The 19,643-nt window shown below is 52.0% G+C and carries 14 protein-coding genes; all 14 read left to right on the forward strand.

The genetic code is table 11. The annotated features are described in order from the left end of the window. The first annotated feature begins 431 nt into the window (after positions 1-431). On the forward strand, positions 432-1,919 hold the full coding sequence (locus tag FO488_RS04115; protein WP_149209379.1) for a DNA cytosine methyltransferase: 1,488 nt from the start codon (positions 432-434) through the stop codon (positions 1,917-1,919). Then, positions 1,916-3,895: an ATP-binding protein gene (locus tag FO488_RS04120; protein ID WP_205743347.1), complete on the forward strand. Its 1,980-nt coding sequence runs from the start codon at positions 1,916-1,918 to the stop codon at positions 3,893-3,895. The genes FO488_RS04115 and FO488_RS04120 overlap by 4 nt, the downstream gene beginning before the upstream one ends. Before the next feature lie 208 nt (positions 3,896-4,103). Continuing rightward, positions 4,104-6,224, forward strand: coding sequence for a Z1 domain-containing protein (locus FO488_RS04125; RefSeq protein WP_205743348.1), 2,121 nt, complete (start codon positions 4,104-4,106; stop codon positions 6,222-6,224). Then, a complete protein-coding gene (locus FO488_RS04130; protein ID WP_168205871.1) occupies positions 6,217-7,176 on the forward strand; it encodes a PD-(D/E)XK motif protein in 960 nt (319 codons plus the stop codon). Before FO488_RS04125 ends, FO488_RS04130 begins: the two co-directional genes overlap by 8 nt. 32 nt (positions 7,177-7,208) lie before the next feature. Further along, complete coding sequence (locus FO488_RS04135) at positions 7,209-7,718, forward strand: hypothetical protein (RefSeq protein WP_149209381.1); 510 nt, start codon at positions 7,209-7,211, stop codon at positions 7,716-7,718. Then, entirely contained in the window at positions 7,711-8,142 is a 432-nt protein-coding gene (locus tag FO488_RS04140; protein WP_149209382.1) for a very short patch repair endonuclease, read from the forward strand. Before FO488_RS04135 ends, FO488_RS04140 begins: the two co-directional genes overlap by 8 nt. 940 nt (positions 8,143-9,082) lie before the next feature. Then, positions 9,083-9,334, forward strand: coding sequence for a hypothetical protein (locus FO488_RS04145; protein WP_149209383.1), 252 nt, complete (start codon positions 9,083-9,085; stop codon positions 9,332-9,334). Between the two features lie 634 nt (positions 9,335-9,968). Beyond that, complete coding sequence (locus tag FO488_RS19300; RefSeq protein ID WP_168205872.1) at positions 9,969-10,265, forward strand: hypothetical protein; 297 nt, start codon at positions 9,969-9,971, stop codon at positions 10,263-10,265. 260 nt (positions 10,266-10,525) lie between these two features. Then, on the forward strand, positions 10,526-12,214 hold the full coding sequence (locus tag FO488_RS19305; RefSeq protein ID WP_240732246.1) for an IPT/TIG domain-containing protein: 1,689 nt from the start codon (positions 10,526-10,528) through the stop codon (positions 12,212-12,214). After that, positions 12,211-12,789, forward strand: a complete 579-nt coding sequence (locus FO488_RS04155) for a hypothetical protein (RefSeq protein ID WP_240732173.1) — start codon at positions 12,211-12,213, stop codon at positions 12,787-12,789. The genes FO488_RS19305 and FO488_RS04155 overlap by 4 nt, the downstream gene beginning before the upstream one ends. A 508-nt stretch (positions 12,790-13,297) precedes the next feature. Further along, positions 13,298-14,035 carry a LytTR family DNA-binding domain-containing protein gene (locus FO488_RS04160; protein WP_149209385.1) on the forward strand — a complete coding sequence of 246 codons (738 nt, stop codon included), beginning with the start codon at positions 13,298-13,300 and terminating at the stop codon, positions 14,033-14,035. Beyond that, positions 14,032-15,318, forward strand: coding sequence for a sensor histidine kinase (locus FO488_RS04165; RefSeq protein WP_149209386.1), 1,287 nt, complete (start codon positions 14,032-14,034; stop codon positions 15,316-15,318). Before FO488_RS04160 ends, FO488_RS04165 begins: the two co-directional genes overlap by 4 nt. 182 nt (positions 15,319-15,500) lie before the next feature. After that, positions 15,501-16,796, forward strand: coding sequence for a metallophosphoesterase (locus FO488_RS04170; RefSeq protein WP_149212077.1), 1,296 nt, complete (start codon positions 15,501-15,503; stop codon positions 16,794-16,796). Between the two features lie 782 nt (positions 16,797-17,578). Further along, a complete protein-coding gene (locus tag FO488_RS04175; RefSeq protein WP_149209387.1) occupies positions 17,579-19,525 on the forward strand; it encodes a carbohydrate-binding domain-containing protein in 1,947 nt (648 codons plus the stop codon). Positions 19,526-19,643: the final 118 nt, after the last annotated feature.

Below are 19,643 nucleotides of genomic sequence, written 5' to 3' on the forward strand. Positions count from 1 at the left end.
TTTGGTTGTACATCCCCTGCCTGTAATCTCATCAGATCAAATCCTCCTCCCTGATTCCCAAACTTTCCCGCGCCACTTCAACTATCTGAGCAGTTCCGAAAAGCGCATTGCGTTGAGACCGCGCGTTTGTCCTCTATAGGGATTATCAGCAATCTTTATCCCAGCAGGTTGGTACTATGAATCTTCATGTCATGAAAATTAATCATAAAAATTGATTCAGGTGGATATTTGGCCAAAAATCTGGTATGTGTGGCTAATTGCAACATGCTAATAATGCTGATAAAATTTGCCGAGACCGGAGCCGTTGAATTGAGTTTGACGTGAAGAATACCGGAGCGGTTATCCTTGTCTCTGACAAAACAATGAGTTAACAAATGTCGATAATCATAGAAAAGTTGGCTAGGATTCGTGCAGGAGGGGCAATTCGCTACATGGATCTTTTCGCAGGGTGTGGAGGTATCTCCCTCGGTTTCCTAACAGCGGGCTTTTCACCTGTATCCTTTGTAGAAATTGATGAGTGGGCCGCAGCTTCACATCGGACGAATATTGCTGATAGCAATAGCGCATTAGCTGGACAGCATCATGTCGCGCGAGATATTACAACTGAAGATCCTGAAACCATTTTTGCCGACCTAGAGCTTACTGGGGCCGTTGACCAACAGATAGACGTTCTTGTAGGTGGCCCCCCATGCCAAGCTTTTGCGCGAGTTGGGCGTGCAAAATTGCGTGAACAAGCATACCGTCGCGCCGAAGAAACAGCTGATTTTGCTTTTCTCGTTGATGGGCGAGTAAGTCTTTGGCGGCGATACGTGGAGTATGTGCGAGCTACAAGGCCTATAGCGCTTCTAATGGAAAATGTGCCTGATATCCTTAATCACGGTCACATAAATGTTGCCGAACTTATTGCCAGATCGTTATCCGATGAAGGTTATGAAGTTCGTTATACCCTGTTAAACGCATCTTGGTACGGGACCCCCCAGACTCGGGAACGAATGATCCTTGTTGGGTATCACAGAGAAACGGGCTTAATTCCACAATTTCCCGTTCCGACACATCATGTTGTTCTCCCCAGAGGGTACGAGGGCACAAAAAACACCGCCAGAAAGGTATTAATCCGCCATGGTTCAGATCACCACGTTTATATATCTGATCCATCCCCGACACTTCCCGCGGCAACAACTGCACGCGAAGCTCTTGCTGATTTGCCCTCGATATATGCTCTGAATCTCTTTCAGAAGGGGCACTTGAAACGCGGACGAAAAGATCCTGCTGAACCGTGCATTTACACTTCTCAGGAGCCGACGACGAAATGGTCACGCCTCATGAGACATTGGGATGGTTTTGGTACAACTGACCACACAACGGGGCATGTAATACGATTTCTACCCCGCGACTATAAGATTTTTGCTGAGTTGGAAAATGGGTGGGAATATCCGGAGATATGGCAGCACGTTGAAAATAAGATTTCAGCTTGGCTCCAGGACCGAAGCAGACGTGGTCTTTCGACAGATTACCGGAACCCGGATGTCAAAGACTTTATGGAGAGTTGGCGCATTCCGTATGACAAAGACAAATTCCCGAACAAATGGTGGGTCCTTGAAGCTGAGAAACCAGTACGCACGCTGTTAGCACATTTAGGTAAAGATTCGTACTCCCATATCCATTTTGACCCGGCACAAGCAAGAACAATATCTATCCGTGAAGCAGCAAGACTCCAAGGGTTCCCAGACGGCTTTAAATTCTGCGGATCAATGAATCCCGCCTTCAAACAGATTGGAAATGCTGTGCCTCCACTATTCGCCTATGCGTTGGCTGTTGCAATGAAATCTACGATAGGTGCTCCTGTGGATGATGACATCAGGGTTCGTTTGTTGGAATTGGAACAATCTCTAATACAAATAACGGAGGGAACCACGTGATTTTCACCGTCTTGAGAAGGTTACAACATTCTGAGCTGGGTATGTTCCATGCCTACCGGAAATTAGGAAAAGAAGGATCAAAACAACGTGCCGTGAACTTTGACGGTGATGTCGTTGATCGCGTTTTTCCATCTGCAAAAGATACGGATAAGATTCTCATTGATTGTACGTACCAGCAGGACGCGTCCACCATTGATACAGTTCAACAATGGTTGAAAAGGCAGGATAAAAACTGGCGCTTCGAAGGTAACTGCCCGAAGAGCGACTATTACAACTTTGTCGAGCCTGGGTGTTTGTTCGCGATGACTGTTGATGCAGGCGTGACTCCTGCCAAGGCCTCATGGGTGGTCATTCCGAATACCGCGCCATCGTATAGGATTATACTTGATCACGCTGAAAGTGGCGGATTGGCGTCAGCCAGCATGATAGCGTTGTATGGTGACGAGTGTGCCCATGTTCGCAGAGTACTTGGTTCTCATTACCCCGATCTTTTCGAGGAGGCCCCTGGTATGTTCCTGAAAAAAGATGATAATGAAAATGACATGGCACCGGATCCGGTGGGCACATTTCATATGCTTGCCAACGCAGGACATGACCTCCAGTCTGCTATTGCTGATCTTGTGGATAATGCCATTTCTGAAGGTGCCACATCTATTGATATTACTTTCCCAAATCCGAACAATGGTGGTCGATGGATGTGCATTCGTGACAATGGCGATGGGATGTCACCGGAGGAACTTCGGAAAGCAATGATTGTAGGCAAACGACGGGCCTATGACCCCCGTAATCTGGGACGGTATGGCTTCGGACTGAAGGGAGCTTCTTGGTCTCAGGCGGACACTTTGACAGTTATGAGTAAGAAGAATGGAGTGGTGAGCAATCTCACATGGGATAAGGAACACTTGGAACGCACGGGGCGATGGGCGGTACTTGACGATCCTATCCCGGAACAATATATGTATGCCGCCACACTGAGTGGTGTTGCAGGTACATCTGTATTACTAACTAACATGCGTCCCCCTGCCAAAACTCCAGCTGTCAGAGGTGTTGATCCATATAATGTTGAAGTCGCTGAAGTCCACAAGCACCTGGGACTGGTTTTCCACCGATTCCTGACGGGGGATGCACGTGGACATAATCCAGTCGCCATCATGATTAATGGTGTGCATGTGACGCCAAACAACCCCCTGCTGCATCCACTGACAAAGCAACATGCCCAAAAACAGATAGAGTGTCAAACAGGTGATAAGACCCCACCTGCAAAAATCACCTTGCAAGCGCACGTTCTCCCGACCGAGGAGCAAATAAAGCAGCATCATGCCCAGGAGGGCGAGGTTGCAGTGAGGTCAGAGCTGGAAAGGCTATCTCTCGGGGGAAGAATGAACGAGAACCAAGGCCTATACTTTTATCGATTAGATCGGCTCATCAAGTGGGGAGGCTGGTGTGGCGTATTTGCTGAAGACGAGCACACAAAACTACTGAGGGTGGCGGTTGATTTTGAACGGGATGCAGATGATGCAATGAAGGTCAATATATCGAAACGTGAAGTTCAGTTATCGGTAAGACTACGAGAGGCGATAAAGGAGGCAGTAAAAGAGGGACGCGCCGATGCCAGAAGCCGTTATGACAAAAAGCCTGCCAAACCACAGAAGCCAACTCCCAATGACAAGAATAATGCTCCTACACCGTCGCCGAATGGAGGAACAGGTGGCCCACAACCGCCGACACCTGCAAATGTGACAACAGGTGGATCCAGGCGTCCGACTCCTGCCCCTGCAGATCAAGTTATTTTCCGTATAGTTGCAATGGAAGGAAAATGGCAAAAAAGCCAGGGGTTCCTGAAAGAAACGATGATCCAGGTAAACGAGAACTTCTTACCACTGGTGTCTTTGGTTCAAACCATAGAGAACAACTCGGAAGCGAAAAAAGCACTCGCCGAGTTCCTTGACACGCTGGATGTTCAAGCTAATGCCTGATGTCTTTAACATAATCAGAATCCGCCCCCCAGTCCCTTCATGGACCGATGGGGCAGAATGGCGGAACTGGTCGCGTCATGAGGAGTACTTGCGATCACTTCCAGCATGGAAACCACATCAAGTGGACAGTGTCGCGGCTGAGTCCATGAGGATTCTGAGCAAGACGGTCCCTGTGTCACGCTCGGAGTTCCAGTGCCGTGGCTTGGTCGTGGGCTACGTCCAAAGTGGAAAGACCGCAAATTTCACTGCATTGGCAGCACGAGCTTCAGATGTTGGATACAGGCTGATTATCGTCCTTTCAGGCATCCACGACTCCTTACGTGAACAAACTCAGAAACGGCTGAACAAAGAACTGGTGCAGATCGGGGAGAACTGGACCACCCTGACAGATCACGACAATGACTTCTTGATACCACCTAATCCTGATGGATTCGGCACTGGTGGGACTGTCTTAGTTGTTGCCAAGAAGATCGTACCAGTTCTGAACAGAATCAGCAGTTGGCTCTCTATTGTCGGTGAGAGGATGAAAGATATTCCTCTCCTCCTTGTAGATGATGAAGCCGATCAGGGCTCCATCAACACGAAGGGCAATCGTCGCGACGTAACCGTCAGTAGTGTCCGGCTTACTGATGAGAAACTTGATCCAGACACAGCCCCAACCCGGACTAACGCGCTTATACGTTCCATTCTGAACAAATGCCCCCGTGCGACATACGTGGCCTACACAGCAACCCCATTTGCCAACCTTTTCATCAATCCAGAAGCGTTTGATCGTGAGGTAGGACATGACCTGTTCCCTCGCGACTTTGTTGTTCAACTTCCTCGACCAGAAGGATACACGGGGACTGAAGAATTATTTGGACCTGCTGCTGCTGAAATGGATGTCTTACGTTCTGTTGCTGACGAGGACGTGCTTAATTTGCGTCCAAAGCGGAGGAGGAAAGGTACTCCGATTGTAGTCCGGAACCAGGAGCAGTTACCCCAGAGCCTTTGCGATGCCCTTCTGGCATTCTGCATCGCCGGCGCGATAAGAACTTTCAGGGGGATCACAGACAAGCCGCACACGATGCTTGTCCACGTGTCACATGAACAGAAAGACCAAATGCGTATTGGAGAGGCCATAAGGGCTCAATTACGCGCTTGGCGCATGAGCGAGGAAGTCCAGTCGGGATCAATGCTGAATCCCATTCGGTCAGTACTGAAGGATTTTGGCAGGTTTGCGCTTCCCGATGGCATAACTGAGGAAAATATAATCAAGAAAGCGATTCATATCCTCAAAATCATCGAAGATGTTGCGATTCTGAATTCAACTACAGGTGAGAATCTGCGTTATGAAGACCGCCCATCCTGTCATCTCATAGCTGTCGGTGGAAATCGTTTGTCACGCGGATTGACACTGGAAGGATTGACAATAGCCTATTTCATACGCACCACAACTACCGTTGATGCCCTGCTACAGATGTGCCGCTGGTATGGATTCCGGTCCGGGTATGGTGACCTCATTCGCATCTGGACGACTCAAGGCATCGCGGACTGGTTTGTTGAACTTGCGGTAGTCGAACAAAGTCTTCGGGACAGCATTCTACGACTGGAAAAAGCTGGAAAACGACCAGACCAGATGCAGGTAGCTGTAAGAGCTCATAGCCACTTATTGCTCACCAGTAACGTAAAAAGTCGCATGGCTGATCATTCGGGGCGGACATGGTCTGCACAATGCCCGCAGACAATTTTATTACCCCTGTCAAATCTTTCCATCCTACGCAGAAATATTGATGCAACGTCAAGACTTCTGTCAGAACACCCTCCAACAGTAAATCGTCATGGTGGTGCCATCGCCTTTGATATCGACGCTACAGCGATAACTACTTATCTTCGGACATTTCAGGGGCATCCTGATGCAATAGCATTCAACAGCGAGGACCTTGCCGAATGGATTGAAGAGCGCGTTGCAGTTGGCGAGCTTGAAAAATGGACTATTTTCGTGGCCTCACCCGACCGGCAAAATCAAACGGTCATTGGAGACAGGTCATACGGTTTAGTAAAACGTAAACCAACTGGCAATTCAGGTATTGGAATTCTCGTTGATCCTCGTCACGAGGGAGTTGACCTGCCAGGTGGGCCAGAACTGTACCGGAAGGGTAACTCATATAACGCCAATGCAATGCGGGCTAACCGCTCCTCATCAAACGGATTACTTTTGATATATCCTCTGGATCCGATCCCTTTGGGTGTCACGGCCGAAACTGTAATAGCTCTTGCAGCATCATTGCCTAAGACCGGAGATGACGGTGAAACATACTTCGTCAATAGCGGGGTGCCACGTGGCTGAATGGGTCACTGCTGACGCCTGGGCTAACCTCCGGGAAGGGCTTTCCAGCAACCAGATCATTCGCGAATACATCACCAATAATGGCCAACAGACTTCGTGTGCTCTCGCTGTAGATGATAACGCAAAGCTGCATCTGATGATTCACGTCCCGGATGAGTCAATCCCACTTCCTCCTGATCTTAACAACATAACCATACGTTACGTGGACATTGATTGTCTTGTTGTAGATGTAGCCGCCGATGCTTCATTGGAAGCAGTCATCAATCCAGTTTTTGATGCGATCATATCCGGATGTGTGGACGGACGCCATCCTGTCCAGGTTGTTGCGGATCATCTGGAAAGAATTCGTAAGGCATTTGCTCGTGCTGGATCGGCAATAAGCGAAAACAAGCAGATCGGTCTTGTCGGGGAACTGATAGTAATGCACCGAATCATTATCCCAGGGATCGGTTATAAAGCTGCTTTCCAATGGAGCGGCCCGCTGGCGGAACGACATGACTTTGTTGGAGAGCAGTTACATCTCGAAGTTAAGAGCACCACGAGATCGATGGACCAACATGAAATTTCCCGGTTGGATCAGTTGAGGGTTCCAGACGGCAAACGACTTCTTCTCGCAAGCATTCAGCTGGAACGTTCAGTAGCAGGTGAATTTACCATTGCAACTTTGCGCGAGGATATCATAGCAGCCTTGGCTGAAAGTCTATCAGCTGTTGATGATTTCGAGAGGAAAATGGTAGATCTAGGCTGGCATGATGGCCTTGTACAGTCAGGTACGCTGCTGAAATTTAACCTGAGAGCTTTGAATGTTTTTGCTGTGGAGGGTCAGTTTCCTCGGTTACCAGATGACTACACTCCACCACGAGGAGTCGTGGCAGTAAACTACACCATAAATGTAGCAGCGTGCCCCATTATGGAACCCGATGCAGTTATGACCCTGGTCGCGACAATGTGAGTTCAAACCTCCCAGTAATCAGGAAGGACACGATGTTTACAAATAACACCGGCTCAGCTTTTACACTCAGTGGTATGGCAGATGAAGACCTCCTACTGCTGCGTGCAAATCTCGATGCAGAGATGCGGACACGCAAGATAGCCTTTTCTGTTGGAGAAGTTGGAGAAGTACTTACTATCGAGTATTTCAAGACGACTACAGGGCTCCCCAAACTTCAGAAAGCTCCAACTGGGACAAAGAATGTTGACGCTCTATCACGTAACGGTGACCGCTACTCGATCAAAACCATCTGCAAGGGTAAGAAAACTGGAACCGTATACCCTGACTCAGAAAATCCAGACAAGCAGCTATTTGAGTATTTGCTCATTACGCATCTGACAGATGCTTGGCATCTAAAAACCATTCATCAATTGCCGTGGGATGTCTTTAGAGAAGTACGCTCCTGGGATAGGCGGATGAATGCTTGGTATGTTCCAATATCTGGGAGATCACTTTCCGCAGCGACCGCCATATTTGACGGTTCAGTCCTCAGGTATGACTGATATATTCACGTCAGCGAAACGCTCTGAAATCATGTCCCGTATCAAAGGGCGTGATACTAAACCTGAACGTGCTGTCCGCTCTCTGCTTCACCACATGGGCTATCGATTTCGCCTTAACCGAACCGACCTGCCTGGCAGGCCGGATATCGTTTTGTCTCGTTACAAATCAGTTGTCTTAGTTCACGGCTGTTTCTGGCACAGACACGAAGGCTGTCGCTTTGCCTATATTCCAAAGTCCAGAATTGATTTCTGGCATGTTAAGTTCGAATCGAACATTAATCGGGACAATAAGGTCAAGGCCGATTTGGAGCAGCTTGGTTGGCGAGTAATCATTGTTTGGGAGTGTGAGCTTCGCCAAACAGATGAGCTATGCAGTCGCCTTGATGCCACTTTGAGAGGGTTGGTACGACTAGCGGAAGAATGAGGCAAATCAGGACCCTCGATGAGTTCCTTCGAAGGGTATTCGAACTCAATGTTAGCGGGTATAACTGATTACCCCATCATGGGTGCTATTGTTGACCCATGCAAACATTATAGCTTGTTAAAATTACAACGTAGGTGGGTCATGTTTAGACGCCCATCCGGGTCAATATTGTAAGCCCGCTAACAGATATTGGGCATCAACCCGAATACCCTGAGGACGCGGATGGAAAAACTCGGGATTGAGTTTGGCCGGAAAAAAAGGCACTGGATATAGGGAGCAACGACATGCTGGGACCTCTGACAGAACATCACCCCTGCTAATGTCGGCTTGCATGCGAGTAAGTTGTTTGATCGAAGACTTTGACAATGCTTTGACTAAAAGCTTAGTATTTAATGCATTCTGCTGAACGTTTGCAAACGAAAATCAGCCGACGAAGAAGATATAACTATTTAATATATTGTTGTTTTAGTAAAATAGGCACGGTTTCGACTGACCTCTGAAAATGGCTTCGAATCCCGTTTCCCGCTCCATTTAGAGCGCACGAGCCAGGCCAAAAGCCTGGCTTTTTTGCGTCCTGCGCCGGACTCCCCCCGCATTCCGCTGCCTTTCTTTTCAAAGCTGTTGCCATGCCGATGTCTGCGTCACAATCAAAAAAATATATCGAAATGATATGCTTAATTTATGCACTTTATTGCGTAAAAATAGCAGGATGGAAAGAATTCTTGTTGAATGTCAATTTTTTAACACTACGAAATTACATTGAAAAGTGCGTTTTTGTGATGTAGGACAGTGGGAGGGTGTGTTTTGGTGTTCGTTATGTTTGCACAAGACGGGGCCGAGATTGAAGGGCGGAATAATTACGTATCATATCCTTGGAATTCGGTCCATAAGACAATAAAACTAGGGGCCCGAACCTCACTTTTCAAAGAAAAGATAACGCGTGAATAACGTACTACTGACCTTAGCTTTTCCTCTCATTGCATCGACAAGTTTTGCAGAGTCAATTGATCCGCCAATATATAAGCATGGCGACACTTGGTTATACCAAGATACTGTTGAAAAAGGCGCAACCGGTTGGAACCAAAGCCGGACAGAGATTACTATTTTACGAACATCCGGCACAAGCATTTACTACACATCCAAACCAAGCGGGTCAACACAACCGCCGCTTGGCAAAAGCTTATTTTATTAAATTAAATGTTGGGCCGCTAGTGACATCTAATCGTTGTTGTGACTTGACATGTTTACGTCTGAGATAATTTTATCATGACAGAACGGGGGGCTATAGATGAAATTTTGTGTCCGTTTAATTATCATGATGTTCATGCTGGCTAATGTTTGTGCTACTGCATACGCAGGCAACTATGTCGTTAATGTGTTTGCCGACACAAACGCCGGCACTCCGGCAGGAAGCGGCGGGGGGACCCCAGGAGATTTGCGTGATGCCATTAATTCTGCCAACACAGCTGGTGGTAGCAATACCATTACCTTTAGCGGCGGACCTGCGACCATCCTTTTGAATGGTCCTTTGCCTGCAATAACGAGCGATCTGACTATCGATGGTGGCACAGCAGGCAATATTACCATCGATGGCAATAACCTTTACCGCGTCTTTTTTGTAGATTCAGGCACCGTGGTGCTGAAATACCTGAAGCTCCAAAACGCCAAGGCCAAGGGAGGCAACGGCGGTACCGGTGACGGCGGCGGCGGTGGTGGCGCAGGTCTTGGCGCAGGTCTGTTCGTCAACAAAGCAACGGCCAACGTCACGATTACCAATGTCGATTTCATCAACATGAGCGCAGTTGGCGGTAACGGTGGAAACTTTTTTGGCTCGAGCCCGCCTGGTGGTGGCGGCGGTGGCCTCGGCGGGGACGGCGGAAGCAGCACTGGCAACTTTGGCGCGCCTGGTGGTGGCGGCGTGCTGGGCGCTGGAACAAATACTACCAGTGGCACCAATGGCGCCAATGGTGGTCTGGGTGGCGGCGGCGGTGGTGGACTTCTTGGTGGGGGAACAGCCGGCACTGGTGGTGCAGCCTATGCTGGCAATACTGCCGGGGGCAGCCCTGCAAGCACGGCTGGCGGCGCTGGAGGCTTTGGTGGTGGCGGCGGCGGTGCACCTTTAGGAATTGGTGGCGCAGGTGGTTTTGGTGGCGGCGGTGGCGGGACCGGTACCAGTACACGTGGCGGAGCAGGCGGTCCTGGCGGTGGCGCTGGCGGAAGCGGTGGGGTTAATACGAGTACTCCGGGCGGTTCCCTCGGTTCCGGCATAAGCGGCGGCGGAAGTGGTTACGGCGGTAATGGGCCCAGTGGTGGTGGCGGCGGCGCTGCCGCCGGTCCGGTGATTTTTATTAATTTGGGGACAGTGGTTGTAGATTTGGCGACAGTGACTTCCAGCGGGCACACCGCAACCGGTGGCGCTGGCGGCACATCATATGGTACCGCCGTCAGAGGTTATGACGGGACCGCCTCATCAGCACCGATATTTAACTATGGCGGTACCTACAATACTCTCACAACCACCGGCTCTATCTTCCTGGGACCAGTCGTTACCGGCATAGCTCCTTCCGGCGGTTTTACAACAGGCGGCACAAGTGTTGTCATTACCGGCGCCGGTTTCACCGGGGCTACGGCCGTTACCTTTGGCGGTACTGCAGCAACATCGTTCACGGTGGACTCAAATACGCAGATCACCGCCACCGCGCCTGCTTCATCGGTGAGCACGGTTGACATCACTGTAACGACACCGGAGGGAACCAGCGCTACCGGCGTAGCGGATCAATTTACCTACGCCAGAGCCGGCCAAAGCATCGGCGCCATTAGTTTCAGCCCAGCCACCCTGGCCGTGGGTGGCGTCACTACCGTGAGTGCCACGGCCACCTCCGGCCTGGCGGTCACCTTCAGTTCCACCACCTTGGCCGTCTGCACCATCAGCGGCACGACGGTCACGGGGGTTAGCGCCGGCGCCTGCATCATCGCCGCCAACCAAACGGGCAACGCCAACTACGGCGCGGCGGTCCAGACGACACAAGAGATCGCCGTCGCCATACCGCTGGCCCTGACCGTGTCGGCTCTCTCCAATGGCGCCACCACCACCGAAGCCACCCAGAATATCAGCGGCATGATCACCAATCCGGCCAACCTCAAGACACTTACGGTCAACGGCACCACCGTCACCGTCAACTCCGACGGCAGCTTCAGCTACCCGGTACAACTGAAGGCCGGGGTCAATACCGTCACGGTCATCGCCACCAGCATCTCCGGGAATACGATCACCGACAGCCGCACCATCACCTTGGACAGCACGGCACCGATACTGACGGTCACCTATCCGCCGGACAACGGCATCGTCATCCAACAGACCATTACCGTGACCGGCACCATTGCGGAACTGCTCAACAGTGCGACCAAGACAACGGCCAAAGAGGTTGCCCAGGACACCACAACGCCGACAGTCACCTACTCGGTCAACGGCTCCACCCCGCAAACAGCCAGCCAGACCGATACTACCTACTCCTTTGCCGCAACTCTGGGTACCGGCATGAACACCATCAAGGTATTCGCCACCACCAGCGCCGGGCAGACGGTGGAGGCCAAGCGGACCGTCAGCTACCAGCCCGCCTTCTCCCTGGCCGTCACCGACCCGGCCACGGACATCCGCACTCCCCTGGGTTCGTACACCCTGGTCGGCAGTGTCACGGACAACACCACGGCGGTCGGCATCACCATCACCATGGACGGCCAAAGCTACACACCCACGGTGACGAACGGAGTCTTCCGGCAACTGCTGGCCTTGAGCAGCGACAAGGTCTACCAGGTGTCGGTTACCGGCGCCGATCAGAACAACAACAGTCTGACGGTACAGCGCAACATCATCCGGGCGGTCCCGAATTTCACCATCGTGGACGCCTTGCAGGCGTTGCAGATGTCCGTGGGTATCATCGCCCCCACCGCTGACCAGACCCTGCGCCTGGATGTGGCACCCATGGTGAACGGCGTATCGGTGGGCGACAGCAAGGTCGATATCGAAGACGCAATCGTGATCCTGCGCATGGCCGTGGGGCTGATACAATGAAACCTGAAACTATCAAGGAGGATAATTCCATGAAGAAGTACCTGAAACCGATATGCGTGGGGCTTGCGCTGCTGGCCCTGTACGGCTGCGGCGGAGATGGTGACGGCGGCCCGGCCCCGATCACGGATAGCTACCTGTTCCCGGCGGGCAAGGCGACCATTACCTTCACCGCCATGAGCACGGCAAAACTGGCCGCTCCCCTCAGCGGCATCGACCTGAGTCTTACTCTGCCCCAGGGGATGAGCGTAACCACCGCGTCCGGCGCCTCCGGCCCGATCGCGACCGACTCGGTCACCCCCGGCTCGGCTCTGACCGGAACAAACCTGGCCTTCGGCACGTATTCGGCAACGACGCGCAAGGTTATCCTGGGCATGGTGACCACGAGCAACAGCTACCGTTCGGGCGAGTTTCTCCGCCTGACCTGCACCGTTGCCGCCAACACGAGTATCACCCTGGGCGGCCTGAAGACCGGGGCGCCGGTAACGGTGGTAAAGGCCGTGGGGTACGATCCGGTGAGCAAGAGCACGGTAACGTTGACCGGTAACATCAAGGTGAACCTGGGGGCGGTGAGGTAAGCCAGATTTCCTGCCACTGCTTCCATACAACAAAATGACGGGACCGGTGATTGCCAATGTAGTACGGTGATTAGAATTTGACACATTTGCTGGGGTATGATAACTCGGCGTTCCGGGAATAGTATACGCATTAACCAGTAGTTTTATATACTGTCTCTGGAACTTTCCTCTAACACTGTTGACCTGTTTACTGTCCCCGCTATGCCCCTGAGCAGGTCAGAATGGGTTGAAATTGATTGGACTAAACTGGACTGGTAACTGATGGAAGGTGGGTTTAATTGTATGAAATTAATGTTATATTTGGAACTGAATCAATTCTTCTGATATTTTCGAATCCCGTTTCCCGCTCCAAACAAAAATAAAGGACTTAGCTGCTAGCGGCTAGGTCCTTTATTTTTGTTGTTTTGTTGCAGCAATCCGCTGAAATATGCCTGATAAAAGTTATACGTCCGCTGGCCGTTTTGGGGTATGACTTGATTTTTGTCATACAAGGTGGTGAAATGAGTCGATGATTCGTATTGCGATTTGCGACGATATACCGGGCGACCTTCAAGGTCTTGTCTCGCTGACCAATCAGTACCTGTCCACAAACGGTCTTGACGCCGAAGTGACAGGGTTTTCCCATCCGGATGCGCTGCTGACAGCCATTGAGGCAGAGAGCTTTCATCTTTACATACTGGACATCGTTATGCCCATGGTCAGTGGTTTGGAATTAGGCAAAGAAATCCGCCGTTTCGACCGTGAGGCGCAGATCATCTATGCCACCACCGAGCCGCAGTTTGCCTTGCAGGCATACGCCGCAAGCCCCATCAATTATCTCATTAAACCAATCGACAAGCAGCAGTTGTTTGATACTCTGCCCCTCGCCCTCTCTAAAGCGGACCTCGCCGATGAGCAACCTTTTACCGTAAAAACTGCCGACGGTCTGCGGGTGATCAAGCTGTCGAACATCTCGTGCTGTGAGTACCACCGTCACGCCGTCATTTTTAGCATCATGAGTGGCGAGGAGGTGTACAGCCGCAGCTTTAGGGAGAATTTTTCGGAATACTGCGCGCCTCTTTTGCAGAACAGGCATTTTCTGCAATGCCACACCTCGTTTGTAATCAACATGCGTCGAGTGGAGCGTTTCGCCAAGGACAGCTTCACTCTTTACGGAGGCAAACTCGTTCCTATTGCGGCAAAGCGATACCCGGCTGTGCGGGATGCCTATATGGATTACCTGACGGCAAAAGGGGGGAACAGATGATACGGCATTTTCCCGACTTGCTGCGGGCGGTAATCACCGATGTTATGCTGATACTTCTGCTTTGCACCATGGCAATGCCAAAATATAAAAACAAAGGTGCGTATGTTTTTGCAACGGCTGTTATTCTGGTTGGAAATCTTAGTGCCAACTATTACTTCTATCTTTCCGGAAACTACACCGCCGTATTTTACGTTGACCTTGCGATGCTGATTGTAATTGGAATTACCCTGAAGCCTCTTTTTACCGATAAAATCATGCAGTGGTGCTTCAGCTATATTACCATGCTTAACATTTATGCTGCGGTGGTGTTTTTAAGCTACTCCTTCAGAGGCATTTTCCCAAATCCGAAGTACGGCAATGTTTTTTTACGCCTCATTTTATTTTCGGTTATTATTTTTGTATTCCACAAGTGGGTGTCCAAGCTGTATCGCAACGTGCTGGATTATTGGCACATCTACATATTGCCCATTGCTGCGCTCTTTGTTTGCTTTTTAGGGTATTTTTTCGGCGGTGACATTGAAGAAATGCTGACCAATAACTACTTGCCCCTTTTTTTTCTCATCCTTCTGGGCTTGTCGGTATATGTTGCCATTATCCACTCTCTTAAAACTATAACAAAGCAATACGCAATGCGCGAAGAAAACCGAACTGCACAGTCAGAACGGGAATATCTCCAATTGGCGGCGGACGGCATGTCGGAACGGCTTAAATTGATGGAGGAGGTGTCGGCACAAAACAGCCGCACCGCCCACGACCGCCGCCACTTCAACAATGTGATTCTGGAGCTTTTAGAGCAAGGACAAACCGGAGAGGCCGCCGCGCTGCTGCAAAGTCAAAATCAAGCTGCACCGAAGATCAGCAGGGTTTACTGTGAGAACCACGCTGTCAACGCTGCTGTCTGCCACTATGCGGGCATTGCGGAATTGGCGGGCATACCGGCGGAAATTACTTTGGATGTCCCCGGCAACCTGGCTGTGGACGCGCTGGAACTTTCCATGGTGGTTTCAAACCTTATGGAAAACGCCATTCAGTCCTGTGAACGCCTGCCGCACAATAGAGCCCCTTCGATCCGCTTCACCTGCCGAAGTGTGGGACGGCTGCTGCTGGAAATCGAAAACCCCTGTGAGGGGGATACCGCACTTGACGAAAGCGGCCATCCCATCGCCTGCCGCGAAGGCCACGGCATCGGCAGCAGGAGTGTCGCCGCCTTTGCAAAAAAATACGACGGCGAACTGCTGTATGACATCGAAAACGGCCTGTTCCGGGTGCGTCTTTTGGTGTGAAAGCCCGGAAGATGCTGGTCGTCGGGAGTTGAATCACGGCGCTAACGTTTTGGGGTGTAAAAATGAGTCTTTTAAGTGTAAAGACTCATTTTTTCCTTTTTTCGCGATATTCATGGGATCAAATTTACATGACGGCATTGGCTTGTCGGAGGTCCAGCATGAATTATTCCCGAAGAAAATTTATGAAAACGCTCAGCGCCGGCGCAGGCGCATGCTTTGTGGCGCTGCACACTGCCGGATGCGCATCTATCGCTCCGTCGGTGTCTGGTGCCGCACCCTTGTGGAATGCCGGTGGTTCAAGGAACAAGATCGTCGTCATAAGCGACCTCCACCTCGGCATCTCCGACGGGTATAGTGAAACCGTGCAAAACCGCCCGCTGCTCATCAATTTCCTGCAGCGCCTGCAAAAAACTACGGACGTGCGAGAACTGGTGATAGCCGGCGATTTCCTGGACGAGTGGTTTTTGCCCGTCTATTATCCCGTATATACTGACCAGGCCCAGTTTTACCGGCAGGTGGTTGCAAACAATCAGGGCGTGTTCGACGAATTGAACAAGGTGATCGACAGCGGAGTAAAGCTGGTCTATGTGCCCGGAAACCATGACCTGACGCTGAAGGCGGGCATTTTACAGAAAGCGCTTCCCCGCTTGTTTCAGGCCAGTGACGGTGTTCAGGGGCTTGGCGCCTATTATACCGGCGACAGAAACGAGATCGTGATCGAGCATGGGCACCGGTACGATATGTTTTCCGCTCCGGACACGATCAGCAACGCACAGTTGTGCGGCAATGGGAATACCATACTGCCTGCCGGCTATTTTTACGCCCGTTATGCCGCCACATGGGTGTTGGAAGGGCGTCCGACGGTTGCAAAGAATCTGCCGGAGGTGAAGAACGTACCCGCCCAAAGCGACACGGACCAGTACGGTGCATATTTGTATTATTCGACTCTCGAAAAGATCTCCATGCAGATGACGCCCAAGGAAAGCCTCGACGCAAAGATATTCGACATGCGCATCTCCGGGTTCAACGATGCCTATACGTATCTGGATTTCTATCCGGCGCAGCAGAACGACGGAACGATTTCAGCGCCCGTGCTGTTTAAGAACATTCAACGTACCTGGACCGAGCGTCAGAAGCTCAACAAGGTCAAGGTTCCCAACAGCTTCGTTGAGGCGGTATCCGGAGCCGTCGAGCCCGAGTCCTTTTTCGGGCAGGCAAAGGCGCAGTATCTGGAAAATTCGGCTGAAAAGGTGGATGTGGTTGTGTTCGGACATACCCATGTGCCTTCATATCGGAACGTGGGCAGCAGTAAATGCTACCTGAACTCCGGGACATGGATAGACCATAACACCGACTATCCTGATGCCGAACGTACTTTTGCCGTTATAACCACCAGCGATAAGGATGCTGCCGCACTGTACAGCTTTATGAAGGATGGCTCTGTTATCGATATAACCGTAAGCGTCAGCGATTTGTAGTAATCTTTTGGCTGGGAAACCGTATTCAGCCAAACTGTTGTTAGATGAAGCGCAATTGCAGATATTGAGGGGAAAATTGGGAGCCAAACTTGAAACGTGGTGGCAAGAAGACCTTGGTCGCGCCTTCGACTGCCTTACCCAATCAGAAGCTCGGCATCTCGCCAACTCGCCGGATGGTGACACCATCAGAAAAGATTTGTTGCGGAGCAGCAAAATGGAAAGGACCGAGGCGTATCGGGCAAGAAAGGCGGCATGACGAAATTTTTGAGAATAAAGTCACCCCATCGTTCTTTTGCTGAGTTTTTTCAGGTTGGCTTGTAATCGTAACGAAATCTCTGCAAATATTTTGACGGCAACCGCAGGGGTGACAATTGTTAACAGTATAATATTACTGCGTATTGTTGAGACTCGACCTGAAACAAATCATTTATCTGGCTAACTTCGAATCCTGTTTCCCGCACCATTGGTTCGTGCCGGCAGTTTGGATCTTTTGATCGCTGCCGGCGTTCCTGTTCCTCGAATTCGGTCTTGCTGCGCCTGCACCGCCGTGCTGAAAAACGGCGTGGCAGCCTCGGACAGAGGACGAGGAACCGCAGCAAGGGCCCCCGATCACCTGGCCATTCCGCATTTTTTCCACAGTTGTTACATGTTTTTCAGGGATACTATTTCCGCTAGGTTTAGCCGAGCCATGAGGGGCTCGGCGTGCATCCTCGTTCCTGGATGCGAATCGGGGGAATGCCCAGTAGGAAAACACGGTGTGCAAATGAGGTCAGGGGGTGATCATGGCAAAACGGCAGCTACCGGTTATCGGGACGTACGCGGCTACCATCACAACGCTCATACTGGCCTTATTCGGCCTGTCGGGCTGCGGAGGTGGGACTAACGCCTCCGGCGGTACGACCTCCACCACGACCACGCTGACGGCATCTGCGGCCACGGTAGCCTCCGGCGCCAGCGTCACTCTCACCGCGGCCATTTCACCCACTGACGCCACCGGCACGGTGACCTTCTACGATGGCACCTCATCCCTGGGAACGGCAACCATCAGTTCCGGTACGGCCAGTTTGGCCACAAGCGCCCTCAGTGTGGGAACCCACACCCTGACCGCCGCCTACGGCGGCTCGGCGGTCTATGCGTCCAGCACCGCAAGTACTGTGACCGTGACCGTAACGGCAGCCGCCTCGACCGCCATCGACACTTCGACATACGCCGTCTCGGTCGCGGCAACGGCAAGCACTTACAGCGCGGCTGACCTCGTCACGAATACCACGTTCGATACCACCGTCATCATCGATTTTACGGCAAATACTGCCCGTCTCTCTTCCGGTACTGCCCAAGCCATTACCACCGACGGAGTGACGCTGCTCTCCTCGGGCGGAACGAGTATTGCCGTTACCAAAACCACCTACGGCATAACCATCAGTTCAACGGTGGCCACCAACGTCATGTATGTCCTTTCGGGGCAGTTGAACGGCACCCTTACGGTGTCCAGCAGCAGCGCCTACCAACTTTACCTCAACGGCGTCGCCATCGCCGGCACCGCCGGTCCCGCCCTCGACCTGGAATCGACTCAGAAGGTTTTCATCGTCTCGGCAGCGGGGACGACCAATACCCTGGCGGATTCGGCCACCCGCAGCATGACCATGAAGGCGGCGCTTTACGGCAAGGGGCCGATGGTCTTCGGCGGCAGCGGCATCCTGGGGGTCACCGGGAGCTACAAGCACGGTATCTTCAGCAACGACTATGTCCGGGTGTGCAGCGGCACGCTCACGGTGGCGGTGAGTGCAAAGGACGCCATCCGCTCGGTGAACGGCTTTATCTTCGATGACGGTATCCTGACCGTTTCCGCCACCGGCACCACGACGGGGGACGAGAGCAAGGGCATCAAGGTGGAAGGCTCGGAAAGCACCGGGGCCGGCAAGGGCTATGTGGTGATCAACGGCGGCTACCTCACCGTGACCTCCGTCGGCAAGGGAATCTCAGCCGGGTGGGACATCGACGAGGATGCGACCACGACCGATACCTCGGATGACCCGTCCCCCTATGTGGAGATCAACAACGGCGTCATCACGGTGACCACTACCGGCACCCCTTATGAATACACCAGCGGCGGCACGACCGTCAGTTGCAGCCCCGAGGGAATCGAGGGGAAAACAAACCTCACCGTCAACAACGGCTATCTGACCATCAGCACCACCGACGATGCCCTGAACGCCGGAAAAGCCATCGTCATCAACGGCGGCTATCTTTACTGCGCCAGTTCGGCCAATGACGCGATTGACTCCAACGGCACCCTGACCATCACCGGCGGCGTCATCGTAGCCATCGGTTCGTCCGCCCCGGAAGCGGCGTTCGACTGCGACCAGAATACCTTTACCATTACCGGCGGCACCTTTGTGGGTATCGGCGGTACGACGAGCACGCCGACCGCAAGCACCAGCAAGCAGTACTCCGTGATCCTCGGCAGCGGGACCAAAGGGACGACCATGGCGCTCAAGGCCGCAGACGGCACGGTCGTCTTCGCCTTCACGATACCCCAGTCGTATGAGACGATGCTCCTTTCTTCTCCCAACATCACAGCCGGAACAACGTACACGCGCTATACGGGGGGGACCGCTTCGGCGGGCACCGTCTTCAACGGGCTGTATGTCAACAGTTTGAGCTACTCCGGCGGCACCGCCGGAAAGAGCTTCACCGTTTCGTCGTACGTGACAAATGCTGGCTCTTGATTGTATCTATGGGGATATTCGAACGGTGGGTGGGCACGTAATGGACAACCGCGTTCTCCGGGAAGCCCTTCCCTGAAAAGAGGGTGAAGGGGCTTGCCTCCAGCCCCATGAAATGAAA

Origin of the sequence: Geobacter sp. FeAm09, assembly GCF_008330225.1 — a bacterium.
GTDB lineage: Bacteria > Desulfobacterota > Desulfuromonadia > Geobacterales > Pseudopelobacteraceae > Oryzomonas.

What these genes read in the sequence shown, in the direction of transcription:
- FO488_RS04115 (WP_149209379.1), top strand. Translation starts at nt 432, where the DNA reads ATGGATCTTTTCGCAGGGTGTGGAGGTATCTCCCTCGGTTTCCTAACA.
- FO488_RS04135 (WP_149209381.1), top strand. Translation starts at nt 7,209, where the DNA reads ATGTTTACAAATAACACCGGCTCAGCTTTTACACTCAGTGGTATGGCA.
- FO488_RS04140 (WP_149209382.1), top strand. Translation starts at nt 7,711, where the DNA reads ATGACTGATATATTCACGTCAGCGAAACGCTCTGAAATCATGTCCCGT.
- FO488_RS04155 (WP_240732173.1), top strand. Translation starts at nt 12,211, where the DNA reads ATGAAACCTGAAACTATCAAGGAGGATAATTCCATGAAGAAGTACCTG.
- FO488_RS04160 (WP_149209385.1), top strand. Translation starts at nt 13,298, where the DNA reads ATGATTCGTATTGCGATTTGCGACGATATACCGGGCGACCTTCAAGGT.
- FO488_RS04165 (WP_149209386.1), top strand. Translation starts at nt 14,032, where the DNA reads ATGATACGGCATTTTCCCGACTTGCTGCGGGCGGTAATCACCGATGTT.
- FO488_RS04170 (WP_149212077.1), top strand. Translation starts at nt 15,501, where the DNA reads ATGAAAACGCTCAGCGCCGGCGCAGGCGCATGCTTTGTGGCGCTGCAC.
- FO488_RS04175 (WP_149209387.1), top strand. Translation starts at nt 17,579, where the DNA reads ATGGCAAAACGGCAGCTACCGGTTATCGGGACGTACGCGGCTACCATC.